The 12,940-nt window shown below is 66.3% G+C and carries 7 protein-coding genes; 1 reads left to right on the top strand and 6 read right to left on the bottom strand.

Translation table 11 applies throughout. From position 1 onward, the window contains the following. Positions 1-61 precede the first annotated feature (61 nt). Positions 62-856, top strand: coding sequence for a DUF2071 domain-containing protein (locus tag VFA60_13015; protein HZQ92709.1), 795 nt, complete (start codon positions 62-64; stop codon positions 854-856). Between the two features lie 133 nt (positions 857-989). Here the strand turns inward: VFA60_13015 and VFA60_13010 are convergent, their stop codons facing one another. From VFA60_13010 to VFA60_12985, 6 genes are all read right to left on the bottom strand, one after another. Beyond that, positions 990-1,586, bottom strand: a complete 597-nt coding sequence (locus tag VFA60_13010; GenBank protein HZQ92708.1) for a methyltransferase domain-containing protein — start codon at positions 1,584-1,586, stop codon at positions 990-992. A 75-nt stretch (positions 1,587-1,661) separates the two neighbouring features. Further along, the gene (locus tag VFA60_13005) at positions 1,662-3,662 is read right to left on the bottom strand and encodes a protein kinase (protein HZQ92707.1); all 2,001 of its coding nucleotides are present in this window, start codon (positions 3,660-3,662) and stop codon (positions 1,662-1,664) included. Positions 3,663-4,325: 663 nt separating this feature from the next. Further along, on the bottom strand, positions 4,326-7,061 hold the full coding sequence (locus VFA60_13000; protein ID HZQ92706.1) for a tetratricopeptide repeat protein: 2,736 nt from the start codon (positions 7,059-7,061) through the stop codon (positions 4,326-4,328). Next, positions 7,036-9,936, bottom strand: coding sequence for a tetratricopeptide repeat protein (locus VFA60_12995; GenBank protein HZQ92705.1), 2,901 nt, complete (start codon positions 9,934-9,936; stop codon positions 7,036-7,038). Before VFA60_12995 ends, VFA60_13000 begins: the two co-directional genes overlap by 26 nt. Continuing rightward, positions 9,933-11,360 carry a glycosyltransferase gene (locus VFA60_12990; GenBank protein HZQ92704.1) on the bottom strand — a complete coding sequence of 476 codons (1,428 nt, stop codon included), beginning with the start codon at positions 11,358-11,360 and terminating at the stop codon, positions 9,933-9,935. Before VFA60_12990 ends, VFA60_12995 begins: the two co-directional genes overlap by 4 nt. Beyond that, entirely contained in the window at positions 11,353-12,915 is a 1,563-nt protein-coding gene (locus tag VFA60_12985) for a HEAT repeat domain-containing protein (GenBank protein HZQ92703.1), read from the bottom strand. The genes VFA60_12990 and VFA60_12985 overlap by 8 nt, the downstream gene beginning before the upstream one ends. Positions 12,916-12,940 lie beyond the last annotated feature (25 nt).

The following is a 12,940-nucleotide window of genomic DNA, read 5'->3' as shown; positions in this document are numbered from 1 at the left end:
GTTCAGAAGCTAGACGGCGCGTGGCTTCTCCCCGTAACATTCGGCCCGGCACGAGGCGCGAGTGGACCCCATCCTCAGTTCGGTTGCGCACCGGCCATGGCCGCTGCCGGAAGGCCCGTGGGTACTCACCCAGCGGTGGCACAACCTGTTGTTTGCGCACTGGCCGGTGGCGCCGGCGGCGCTGCGAAGCCTGGTGCCGCAACCGCTGGTCCTCGATACCTACAACGCACAGGCCTGGGTTGCGGTCACCCCGTTCCAGATCGCGGGCAATCGGGCGCGGCTGCTGCCGCCGCTGCCGCCCACATCTTCGTTCCCCGAGTTGAACGTGCGGACCTACGTTACGTTCGACGGCAAACCGGGAGTTTACTTCTTCAGCCTCGATGCGGGCAGCTTCCTGGCGGCGCTGGGAGCGCGCCTGGGCTACGGCTTGCCATACTTCCACGCCGCGATGCGCATCAAGCTGGAGGAGGGCGGGTTCAAATACTGGTCGCGCCGCTACGGCGCCGAGGCGGAATTCCTGGCACGCTACGCGCCGGCCGGCAATCCGCGGAACCCGCAGCGCGGATCGCTGGAGCATTTCCTGACGGAGCGTTACTGCCTGTACCGCGTCGGCGCGCGCGGGGCGTTGTACCGCGCCGATATCCATCACCTGCCGTGGCCGCTGGAGGACGCGACCGCCTCCATCGAGCGCAACACGGTCGCGTCGGCGGCGGGAATTCAGCTGCCGGATGCCGCGCCGCTGTTGTATTACGCGGGAGAACTGAAGGTGTACATCTGGCCGCTGCGCCGCGTGGCCGCGCCGGCCTACGTGTTCGAACAGGAGCGGACCGGGCAGGTGGCGGTGAAGCCAGTGTGACCGGCCGTTTCACGTTTCCCGTTTGACGAAAAGACCCTGTCACCACAAAGACACGAAGATGCAAAGTGCTGGATCGACTTCGTGTCTTCGTGGCTTCGTGGTGAGATAGGACTTTGTCTGAAGGGAACCAGCGTCAGGCGGCGCGCGGCGCCAGGCCGCGTTTGCCGTTCCGGGTGCAGCGGAAAATGCGCGCCGGCAGGATGTTCAGCGGCTCGAACTCCTGGTGGATTTCGCCGAAGGCATGCCGCAGCGACGGCAGCACGGCGCCGCTGAACTGATAGACGAGCAGACGGCCACCGGGACGAAGCGCGCGCCAGGCATTGCGGACGATCTTGTCGCGCTTGGATGGCGACATCACGCTGAAGGGCACGCCGGAGATGATGACGTCGGCTTCCGGGAGCCCGAAACGGCGCTGCAGGGCAACCACCGACTGCGCCGAAGCCGGCGCGAGCAGCAGGCGCGGGTCCGTGAGTGACTGGCGGAGGTAGAGCACCAGGTCGGGATTGCTCTCGATGGCGAGCAGGGTGGCCGACGCCGGCAGGCGGCGCAGCAGTTCGCGGGTGAAGGCGCCGACGCCGGGCCCGAACTCGACTACAAGGCGGGCGCTGGCCAGGTCGGCGCCGTCGAGGACGCGGTTCACCAGGAAGCGTGAGCTGGGGACCAACGAGCCGAGCATCCGCGGCTGGCGAAAAAAGGCGCGAGCAAAGATCAGGTTCTCGTTCAGCTCCAAGCAGTCGTGCCTCGGTTGCTTTGGATGCCAGCGCGGGCCGAGATGCTTGATCGAGCTTGCGAGCAGCGACAGCGGCTAGCCGGCGCTCGCAGCCGAGCTGCCGGGCGCGCGCCACTGGAGGGCGGCGCGTCCGCCGGATGTGGGTTCCACTTCGGTGAATCCCGCGGGAGCGCCCAGCTCGGAGTGCAGCTCGCGCGTAAGCCGAAGTGCGCCGGCGGGGGCCTGTTGTTCCAGATGGCCGGCCAGGTCCAGCTGCGGATCGCGCAGCTGCTGGATGGCCGAGTCGGCGGGGAAGGTGACTTCGCCCGCGCTCAGGCCGACGTGGACCGCCAGCGGTTCGCGCATGTGCTGGAATCCCTGGTTGAACCACGCCAGGCCTGTGAGCAGTTCCTGCGCGGCGTTCAGCGCGTCGGCCGGGGTGTTGAACGCGGCCTGGAGCGCATCGCCTGTCCAGCCGGACTTCCACGCGTTGTTCTTGCGCAGGATGCCTTCGGCGAACTTGTGGTACTCGCCCAGACAGCGGGCGAGCGTGTTGGCGTCTTCATTCTGCCGGCGCTGCTCAAGGTTGGTAACTTCCGCGGCGAGGAAGGCGAGACGGCGGCGGTCCGAGGCCGAGCCGGCGGCTTCACGCATCATCTGCAGGCGATGTCCGGAGGCGCGATCGGCCAGCGCCTTGGGGCTGGAGGCGAGCGCGGTCTGGTAAGCGACCATCCTGTTCTTGGCGGCGCTGTCGACGCGGCTGAACCACACCAGGATGAGGTGGCGCACGATGAAGGCCGCGACGAAGAACCCCAGCGTGACGAAGTTCCAACCCTGCACCTGGTAGTTGAAGTTGAAGACGCGCTGCGCCCATCCCAGGGCAGGTTCCACGATGGCGCTCACAACGCTCAGGAACCGGGTGCCTTGAACGACCTCGGGCTTGATCACGTTGCCGCTGATGAAGAAGTGCGACAGGAACGCAAGCGGCACCGTGAGCAATCCGAGCGAGAGCGCGATCTTGAGGCCGTGCACCGCGCGGTAGACAAGCGTTGCGGTCTTCAGCTTGGCGGGATCGGCATCCACCAGCGGTCCGCGGACGGGCGCGGCTTTTTCCCAAGTGGCAGCGGCGGGAGCGACGGGCGTGACCGTGGGGACGGCTACGGCCTGCGGAATGGGCATGACCGGCGTCAGGTTCGGCGACGAGGGCGTGATGGCCGGACCGGCAGAGCGGATCTCCATCGAGGAAATCTTGCTCACGCTCAGCGATGCTTCGATGCGCTTCAGCCTGGCGAGCACTTCAGCCGCCAGCGGGCGCATGTTGCGGTCCTTGCGCAGGCAGGCGTGGACCAGCTCGGCCAGCTCGGGCGGCGCGTCGGGATTGAGCTGCGCCACCGGCGCCGGCTCCTGGTTCAGGACGCGAGCGAGCACGGCCTGCGCGTTGGGCCCGGTGAAGGGCATCTGGCCGGTGGTCATCTCGTAGAGCATGACGCCGAGGGCGAAGATGTCGGTGCGGCCGTCAACTTCGAGGCCCAGCGCCTGCTCCGGCGACATGTGGCTCACGGTGCCGAGCACCACGCCGACCTGCGTGAGAACGGTGGCGTCGGTCGCGGCCTGGCTCTCGGGCTCTTTCAGCTTGGCGAGGCCGAAGTCGAGGATCTTGGCCGTCATGCGCGGCGTGAGCATGACGTTTTCCGCCTTCAGGTCGCGATGCACCACGTTCTTTTCGTGCGCGAGCACGAGCGCGTCGGCGAGCTGGATGGCGATGGAGCAGATCTGCGTGAGCGGCATGGGCTTGCCGCCGATGGCCTTCTTCAGCGTCTTGCCCTCCACGTACTCCATGGCGATGAAGCGCGTCTCGCCGTGGGCGCCGACGTGGTAGATGGTGACGATCGAGGGATGCATGAGCCGCGATGCGGCCTTGGCCTCGCGCGAAAAACGTTCCAGGACCTCAGGGTCGGAGACCATGTGCGAGATCAGCGTCTTGATGGCGACCTGGCGGTCGAGCTCGGTGTCCCAGGCGCGATACACCACGCCCATGCCTCCTTCGCCGAGCTTCTCTTCAAGACGGTAGGCCCCGAGGACAGAATTTTCGTCCATGGCTGCGCCTCACGCGCACACTGTGGGGATGTGCGAAAAAGTGTGCCCGTAAGTTTAGTCGGAAACGGCGGGTTTGCAAAACAAATAGGGGCGCACGCGACCCCGGCACCCTCCCCCTCCCCCGGTCTTTACAGATCACGAACTTAGCGGGAAATTCCCGCCAATACAGCCGATCTAAAGAAGTTGCAGGCATATACAGCCGCCGCAAGGAGTTAGTTGTCAAAGAGCAAAGCCCGCGCGTGTGCGCGGGCCTGCTTCCAGCGTAGCAGATTGGGTGGGGAGAATGGGAAGGCGGCGCAGGAATTTATCGTGCGCGTTTTGTAGCGGTTGCGCGAAAAGGTCAGCAAGAAGGGGGTTGACAGAGTTGTGAGGGAAAGGAAGGCAAACCCCGAATGTCACGAAGGAGAGCCTTGAACTGCGCCACTCAAGCCAAAGGAAGGCTTTGAGAGGCCACCCGCCGCTACATGGTGCAAAGCAGTGGAGGCGCGAGCACGCGGACGAGGGCGTCGGCGCCACAGAAGTGGTGGTCACCCAGTGTGTGGCGGCGTGCCGGCGGGCGTCGCTGCAACCCGAATGCAGATCCCTCGCTCCTCCGCCCCAGCACGCCAAAATCGGGCGTGCTGGGGCCCGGGATGCGCCCGGGATGACAATTCAAAGCTGTGATCAGAAGCGAGTCGAGAGCCCGAACGAGACGACATTCGAGCGATAGCTGCCGTCGCGCTGGCCGGGGGAGCTGGCGGTATTTGTGTAGAAGTAGTCCCAGGCGAGGAAGGGGCGCAGGCGCGGGAACGGCATGCTCAGGAGCGTGCCGACGCTGCCGGTGCGTCCGAAAAACGCGGCCGGCGCCTGCGGGTCGAAGCTGAAGACGCGCTGCGGTCCGAAGGTGCCGTTGACGTCGACGTGCAGACGCTTGTGCGCGTCCCAGCTCACGCGTCCCGTGCCGTAGTAGCGCTGGTAGAGGCGTGGGGTGAAGAAGCCCGCTGAACCGACGGTGGGCGTCAGCGCGAAGGCGGCGGCGCTATCGGCGAACCGGAAGATGTCATAGCGGACGCCGGCTTCGACTGAGAGACGGTCGTTGCGGTAGACCGTGGGACTGAAAAAGAGCGCGCCGCCGTCGGCGCTGGTGCTGAGGGGCGTCGTTTGCGCGGGAATCCGGGCGCCGTAGGCGCCGTGCCAGTACTCGCCGCCCATCATCCAGCGCTTGCGCAGGTTGTAGCTCAGGGCGACGGTTTCGCGGCGGACGACCACGTTGTCCATGGCGGCCAGCGGCGTGTAGTCGGCGGCGTGGCGCGTGGAGCTGACGTCGAGGCGAAGGTCTTTCCAGACAAACGCCGGGTGCAGTTCGTAGATGAACTGCGACGTCTTGCCCGAAGCGCCGCCGCCGGTCTGCGCGCTGCCGGCGGCGACGGCCATCTGCATCCAGGGCATGGGGCGGAAGATGAGCCGGCCCATGGTTTCCACCACCGTGGCTTCGCTGCCGTGCCTGGCGAGCAGGGGATTGCTGCTGATGGTGGTGGAGACGACATTGGAAACTTCGGCGCGCAGGTCGGGCGTGAGGCTGAACTCAAAGGCTGCCGAGTAGCGCGACGCGCGAATGCCGGTGGTGGGGATGGCGGGTGAGGCGGCGATTTCCGCGTCGTCTTCAATGCCCACGCGCAGGCGCAGCTCGGGGCGCATGGCCTGCGCGATGCTGCCGCGAAGCTGCCTGGCGTCGGCGGTGGCGGGCACCGACGAGAGCAAGGTGAGGGCCCTGGCGTTGTGGCCGAGGCCGTGCTCGATGGCGGCGAGGGTGAAGCTGGTGTCGGTGTTTGGTTTTTTCTCTTCCGTCTGCTGCACGACGAGCGGCCGCAGGACCGCCGCCGCCGCCGGCAGGTTGCCCGACCAGTAGAGCGCCTGGCCTTTTCCGGTGAGCGCCTCCACGTCGCCGGGTTTGAGGGAGAGCGCGACGTCGTAAGCGGCGAGGGACTCGTCGTAGCGCCTGGCGTAGGAGAGCACGCGCGCCTTCAGCAGGACGGCGTCGAAGTCTTTCGCCTCCGGTTTTTCCGGGAGGAGTTTCGCGACCTGCTCGAGGCTCTGGTCGTATTTCCGCGACCAGGAGAGCACGCGGGCGTACTCGAGGCGAACGTCATTGGGTGCGACGCCCGCTTTCGCGGCGGCTTCGGGATCTTTCTCGATCTGCTCGAGGACTTCGGCGTAGCCCGCGGTTGATTTTTCGAACTCGTGCGACCAGGAGAGCACGCGGGCGCGCTCGACGCGGGCAAGGAGCGCTTCAGGATGGCTGGCGAGCAGCTCGTCGTACTGCCCGACAGAGGCGGCGTAGTTCCGCGACCAGGAGAGCACGCGGGCGATTTGCAGCGCTGCGTCGGTGCGCGACGGGTCTTTCTCGAGCACCTGATGGTAGAAGTGGATGGCCTCGACGTAGTCGGCGCGCGCGGCGGCGCCTTCGGCCTTGAACATCAGCTCGCGCAGGACGAGCGCGGGATCGGGCGGCACGTTGGCAGGAGCGGCAGGCTTCTCGCCCGCGATAGCGGCTGACACCTCGGAAGGCGCGGGCGTTCTTCCGGCGGCCGCGGCGTCGCGCGACTCCGAGGGCAGCACGATCGGCGCGGGCGGGCCGATCTCCTTCAGGGCAGCCGCGACGTCTTTGTCGTTGCGATTGCGTTTGGCGAGGGCCTCGAACAGCGGGCGGGCCTCTTCCTTCTTGCCCATCCAGAGCAGGACGAAGGCGCGGCCGACTTCGGCGTCGTACAGATTGGGATTGCGGCGCAGGACCTTGGCGTAGAGTTCGAGCGCGTTGGCCAAATCGCCCTGCCAGGAGGCGATGCGCGCCTGGCCGATCTGCGCGGCCAGGTTCGAAGGGTCATCGGCAAGGACCGACTGGTATTGCGCCATCGCCTCGGGGAAATGGCGCTGGTAGCCGAGAATGCGGGCGTAGGCGAGGCGCGTGTTGACGTCGCTGGGGCGGCGCTCGAGGTATTCCTGCACGATGGGAGCGACCTCGTCCATGCGATTGGCGGCGTATCCGGTCTCGAGGATGCTGTTGATGTGCGCGGTCGAGTCAGGGTGGGCGGCGTAGAGGATGCGGAACTGTTCGAGCGCGCGGTCGAAGCGGCGCCCCCAGGCGTAAGCGTGGGCGAGGTTGATGCGGGCGTCGTCATGCCTGGGGTTGGCGCGGACGGCATTTTCGAGCCACTGCGCCGCCTTGCCGAAATCCTGCGGTTTGCCGTTCAGGTAGCAGAGGCCGAGGTTGTAGGCGCGGGGGAAATCGTTGTCCAGGCGGGCGCCGGCGGCGATGGCGCGCTCGTAAGCGCTGCGCGCCTGAGCGAGCCGGCCCTGGTCGGCATAGGCGTCGGCGTCGCGGAGCAGGTCGTCTTTATCGGCCGGGGGGGCCGCCGCCATCAGCAGCAGCGCGGTCAGCGCGCAAGCCGCGATTTTCCACGGCAGGCGCGCGACCGGTAACGGCCGAGAATTCCTTCTGGATCGCATAGTAAGACTTCTTCACATAGGGATCGGCAGCGACGGCCTGCCAATCCTTCCAGCCGACGCGCTGCACATTTTGCACTACTCCGCCGCTGGCCGGGGGATAGCTGGCCACGAGCCGCGCCGATGAGAGCTTGTCGGCGGTGGTTGCGTTTGCCAGCTCGTAAACGGAAAGCTCAATCGCAGGCGTAAGGATGGAGCGGACGTGAGCTTCGGCATCGTAGCCGAAAAACGCCTGCCGGCTCGAGGGATCGGTGAGCACGAGCTTGCCCCAGGGAATCCTGACGAGGATGAGGTTGCGCTTCGCGTCGGCGTACCACTCGGAAAGCGAATCATAGTCCTGCGCCGAGGGATTCGGGTTGCCGTAGCGCAACACGCTGCGGCTGTAGCGGTGCGCAGGGTAGGCGGTGCCGTCGCGTCCAAAGCGGCGGCGGTTGGTTTCGACGACGAACTCGCCGAAGGAGCCGGCGAGCTGCAATGCAGGCGTGTAGTTGCGGCGATAGATGAGCGCGGTTTCGCCGGGCACGCCGGGCTTGGGAACGAGCGCGAACGGGTTGTAGTTGTCGGCGACCAGCAGACGCGATTCGGTGGGGGAACCGAGGAAGAGCAGGAAGTTGGCGCCGCTCTTCAGGTCGAGGCGCGAGAAAGGAAGCTGGCGGATGCCGGCGAGGTTGGGCGTGGTGTTGATGGCGACGACGTAGGCGCGATCGGCGAGCGCGCCAGCGGTCTTGCCGCGAGCGGCGCGGCCGCGGCACTCCAGGCAGGTGACATCGAGGCGCAAATACAGGTAGCCCTCGTCGCTGGCAAAGCGCAGGCTGCGCAAGCGCGGGCCCGATTCGTCTGCGCGGTTGCCGGAACCGGTGTAGAGCAACTGCTCGGCCTGCCAGGCGGCGTCGTCAGCGGCGGCGAAGAGCTTCCACTTGGAGGTATGGAAACCGAGCAGGCCGAAGCGCTTTTCCGGATCGAGGTCGTTGAGCCACAGATTGGCGCGTTCGAGCGGCTTTTCGAAGTCGACGGTGAGCCAGTTGTGCTTGAACCACTCGTCCATCAGCTCGAAAACCACGCCCCCGGCGCATCCGGACTCGCGAATGCCGCGCCACAAATGGACGAGGGCGGCGGCCTGGTCCTGCTCGGTCTGGCCGCCGTGGTGCCAGCCGTAAGGATGGAAGTGCGAGATGCCAATCGAGTTGGGCAGACCAAACTCGGTGATGACCAGCGGATAGGGAATGCGGCCGCGCAGCTCCTGCAGGTAGCCGAACACCGGGTTGGGACCGATGGAGTCGCGAGCGCGCAGGTACTTGGGGTCGAGGAGGAGGAAATCGGGAAAGAACGGATAGACGTGGTATGAGGCAAAGAGTCCGGCGCGGAAAGCGGGTGAAACGCGGAACCTGGCTTCGTCGATGGAGACGACGTCGGTGTCGTCTTCGAGTTCCTTGGGGGCGGCCAACTGCTCGCCGCGGCGGATGCGGAAGCGGACTTCTTCGCTGGTGGGCGCCTCGGTGGGATGGACGATGGGATCGAGCGGCGGCCAGTTCACCATCGCGACGGGATGCTGCCAGTTGTAGGTGTCGGTCTCGTAGCGGACGAGGTAGTCGAGCATTTCGGCGCACCAGACCTCGGTGGCGGTTGCGCCGGAAATTGAAATGTACTGGCCGTTGTAGGAGCTCCGGCCGAGGTTGATGACGTTGGTGCGGATCGCGATCGAGGGCTCGATTTCGCGGCCGAAGAGGATGGCGGCGACGTGGCCGGAGATGTCGCTGTCATAGATGCCGCTGCCGCGGGTGCGGCGCGGCGGCACGTCGCCGCGTCCGTGGATGGAGTCAACCACGTAGCGGATTTCGGCGCGCGTTTCTTCCACGAAGCCGTGATCGTAAAGATCGTTGTTGGGCGGCTCGCCGATCCACACCTGCTGGAACAGCTTCAGTTTTCCGCCGTTGGCGACATAGTGGCGATAGGCGCGGTAGAAGCCCGGAGGCAGCAGGGTGTAGGCGCGCAGCACGTTGCCGGAGAGATTGTCGGCCTGCTTGATCCAGGCGGCGTAGAAGTCGCCGTCGGTGGGCGGCGAGCCGGGATAATAGCCGGGAGCGGCGGGGCCGAGGTTCACGCCGGCGATGTAGAAGGGGGCCCAGGCGTCGCCCTTCTGCTGCTCGAAGAAGCCGCCGGCATCGGCGCGATAGCGGAACTGGAGTTGCGCGGGGCGATTTGCGGGGGGGAGCTCTTCCGCCATCTTGTCGGTGAAGCCCTTCATGCCGTACATCTGCTCGAGGGCGAGGCGGGCGGCGTTGCCGTAATGGCGATCGCCGGAGAGGTCGCGATACAGGCGCGCGGCGTCGAAATTCTTTCCTTCGTTGACCAGCGCGGCGGCGATGAGGATGCGCACGTTGGGATCGCCGGAGCGGCGGTCGAGGACCTTGGCGAGCAGGCGCGCGTCGAGCTCGCCCTTGCCGGTCTCCATAGCGACGAAGGAGGCGCCGATGCGGGCTTCCTCGAGGCGCGGATCAATGCGGAGCACGCGGTCGAAGTAGAAGCGCGCTTCTTCGAAGTGGCGGAGCTTCAGCTCGGTCCAGCCCATCATCATGATGACGTCTACGGCGTTGGGCGCGATCTCGTAAGCGCGCTGCAGCTCGGTGAGCGCGGCGGCGTAGCGGCCGGCGCGGTAGTCGGCGACGCCCTGCTCGTAGATGGGCTTGTACTGCGGCTTGAAGCGGAACTCGTACACGCCGACGGCGACGAACAGAATGATCACGCCGGCGATCACGCGATTGCTGATCCAGCGCCAGATCCAGCCGATCACGAGCGCGCTCCCGCGGCGGCCACGCCCTTCTTGGTGACCACCTCCCAGGTTTTTTTGCCGAAGGTGAAGAAGCGCAGCACGCCCTGCGCGCGGAAGAAGGTCACCATCTGGCGATAGCCGAGGTTTTCAAGGATGGCGTAGCCGACCAGCGTCATGACGTTGCGAATCGTGGGATAGCGCCGGACCGTCGTTTCTTCGAGCAAGACCGACGCGATCGAAAGCAATGTGCCGTATCCGATGGCGAGGAACACCAGCAGCAGGAAGAGCGAGAAAGGCATGGCGCCGACCAGGAAGGAGAAGGGAACCAGGATGGTGCCGGCCGCTTCGATCACGCAGCCGATGGCTTCCACGTAAGCGTGGAACGGCATGCTGAGCATGCCGAGCATGCCGTAGCGGGGATTGAAGATCATCTTCTCGTGCTTCATGACCGTCTGCATGAGGCCGAGCTGCCAGCGGCGGCGCTGGCGGGCAAGCATGCTGACGGTGCGCGGGCACTCGGTCCAGCAGACCGGGTCGGTGGTGAAGGCCATCTGGTACTTCCACTTCCGGGCGCGCATGTACTGGTGAATGCTGGCGATGATGTCGATGTCTTCGGTGACGGTGTCGAGCTTGAAGCCGCCGCAGGCGATCACGGTCTCGCGATGCAGCATGCAGAAAGCGCCCGAGGCGATGAAGGTGGCATGGAGGAAGCTCCAGGCGGGGCGTCCGAAGAGGAAAGTGCGCATGTACTCGACGATCTGGCAGCGTTCCAGCCAGCCCTGCGGCAGGTCAATCTCGTGCACGCGGCCGTTCACGATGCGGCAGCCGTTGGAGATGCGGACGATGCCGCCGGAGACGACGGTGTTCACGTGCGAGTTGAAGACCGGCGCCATCAGGCGCAGCAGGGCATCGCGCTCGATGATGGAGTCGGCGTCGACGGTGCAGAAGTAGGGACTGCGGGCGAGGTTGATGCCGACGTTGACGGCGTCGGCCTTACCGCCGTTCTGCTTGGAGGCAACAAGCAGCTCGGGATACTGCCGGCTGTAGTAGAGCGCGTACGGGTGCCTGGCCTGCAGCACCGGGCGATACACGAGGTCGAGCGGCAGGAGCTGGAAGCTCTCGATGAGGCGGTTGAGCGTGCTGTCGGTCGAGCCGTCGTCAACGACGATGATTTCTTTTTCCGGATAGTTCAGGTCGAACAGCGACATGACGGTCTGCACGATGCCGTCCTGTTCGTTGAAAGCGGGAACGATGAGCGCGACGGGCGGCGTAACCGGCGAGGCGGCGAGGTGGTCGTGGCCGTAGTGGCCGGCCAGGCGCGAGTGCAGGGTGACGCTGTAGAGCGAGACCAACATGAGGATGGTGTAGATCACGTTGGCGGCGATGAAGTAGAGCAGGATGATCGCGTTGGCGTAGTCGAAGAGCTTGAGGATGAAGCTATGCATGGTCGCTCCCCGCGGCGGCCGCGCGCGACGCTTCGCTGATATGGCGCAGCAGTTCGGCGGCGTGTTCGCCGACCGGGCCGGGATCGGTCTGGGCCAGATAGGCGAAGGTGGAAAGGGTCAGCTGGGTGGGCTGGGCCGCCACCAGGTCGAGCAGCTTCAGCCGGGTGTTGGCATCGAGCTCGGGCGACTGCGCGGCGTGCAGCAGCAGCGATCCTTTGCCGAGCATGACCAGCTTCTGGAAGACGGCGGTGGCGAGCTGCGCGCCGTGATGCGCCGAGCTGCCCGGCGAGGCGCGGCCGGAAGTGGAAGCCTGGAGCAGGTCCATGAGTTGCAGCACCAGGCCGCGCCGCTGGATTTCCTCAGCGAGCTGCTCGCAGGCGTAGCGGTCGGGCGACTGGATGAAGTAGCGGTAGAGTTCCTGGTCGCCGGCCTGTCCGAAGGCGGTGATGGACTTCACGGCGGCCTCGCGAACACGCCAGCGCGGGTCGCCGAGGCGGTCGGTGACGGCGGACAGGAGCTGCGGCAGGTAAGGGTCGCCGCAGGCCCGCACGGCGTGCAGCCGCACGAACTCGTCTTCGTCGGTGGTGAGCTTGCGAAGGGCTTCGACGGCGGCGGCGTCGCGGAAGTGGCGCAGGACGGAGGCGGTGCGGGCACGCACGTCGGCGAACTCGTCGCGCGCCAGCTCGTTGAGCAGGAGCTGGTGCATCTCGATGGGGAAGTCGTTGCGGTTGAGCGGGGCCTTGCGGGCGGCGCGCTCGGCGATCTGGCGGACGGTGTCGACAACGACGAAGCGCATGCGGCGGCTGGGGTGGCGCAGCAGCGGGACGAACAGGTGCAGGTCCTCAAGGTTGTAGGCGACCAGCGCCGCCTTGGCGGTGCGCAGGGAAATGTCGTTGCCGGCGGCAAAGGACCGCTCGATCTCGGCGGCGAGCAAGGGAACGCCAGCGGGATGGCGGGTGCGACCAAGGGCGCGCACGGCGACGCGGCGAACCTCGGGCGAGGGATCCTTCAGCGCTTCGGCGGCGAAGACCTGGGCCACCTCGGGGCGAAGGTGAGCGAGGCGATTGACGGCCAGAGCGCGGGGGACGGCCAGCATGCGCAGGCTGCTTCTGGTGGCGCGCCGGGCGGTCGAGTTGGCGGGCGCCAGCGGCGCCGCCTCGTGGCGCAGGGCGCGCCGGACCACGTCCTGTGCCTGGCGCTTGCCGTAGGCTTGCTTGGCCCACGCTTCCACCATTCCCAGGGCAAAGAGCAATTCGGTAGTGCGCTCGCGATCGGCGGGCGCGGCTTCGAGGAAGAGCGCGTCGCGGACGGCGTCCTGTTCGGGGACGGTGCGAGCGTTGCGCAGCACGGCGGCGGCGGCCTCGACGGGTATGTGGCCGGCGGCAAACTGCGAAATCATTGGGCGGTAGTGCTCACGAGCGGCGTCCTTGGCCGCGAAGTAGCGTTTGCGCGAAAGGCGGCGGTAGAAGACGAAACACAAGAAGACGAGGTTGACCCACGTCAGGCCGAGGAGCAGCCAGAGCACCAACTGCGCGACATCTTCCAGAAAAAACAAGCATCTACCTCAGGCCCTCCACAGC

It is taken from the genome of Terriglobales bacterium (assembly GCA_035651995.1).
Taxonomy (GTDB): domain Bacteria; phylum Acidobacteriota; class Terriglobia; order Terriglobales; family Acidobacteriaceae; genus DASRER01.
Note: the sequence above shows the minus strand (reverse complement) of the source record. Positions and strands in the feature narration are given on the sequence as shown.

Coding starts and splice junctions, on each gene's coding strand:
- VFA60_13005 (HZQ92707.1), bottom strand. CDS start 3,662: ATGGACGAAAATTCTGTCCTCGGGGCCTACCGTCTTGAAGAGAAGCTC.
- VFA60_12990 (HZQ92704.1), bottom strand. CDS start 11,360: ATGCATAGCTTCATCCTCAAGCTCTTCGACTACGCCAACGCGATCATC.
- VFA60_13000 (HZQ92706.1), bottom strand. CDS start 7,061: ATGGCGGCGGCCCCCCCGGCCGATAAAGACGACCTGCTCCGCGACGCC.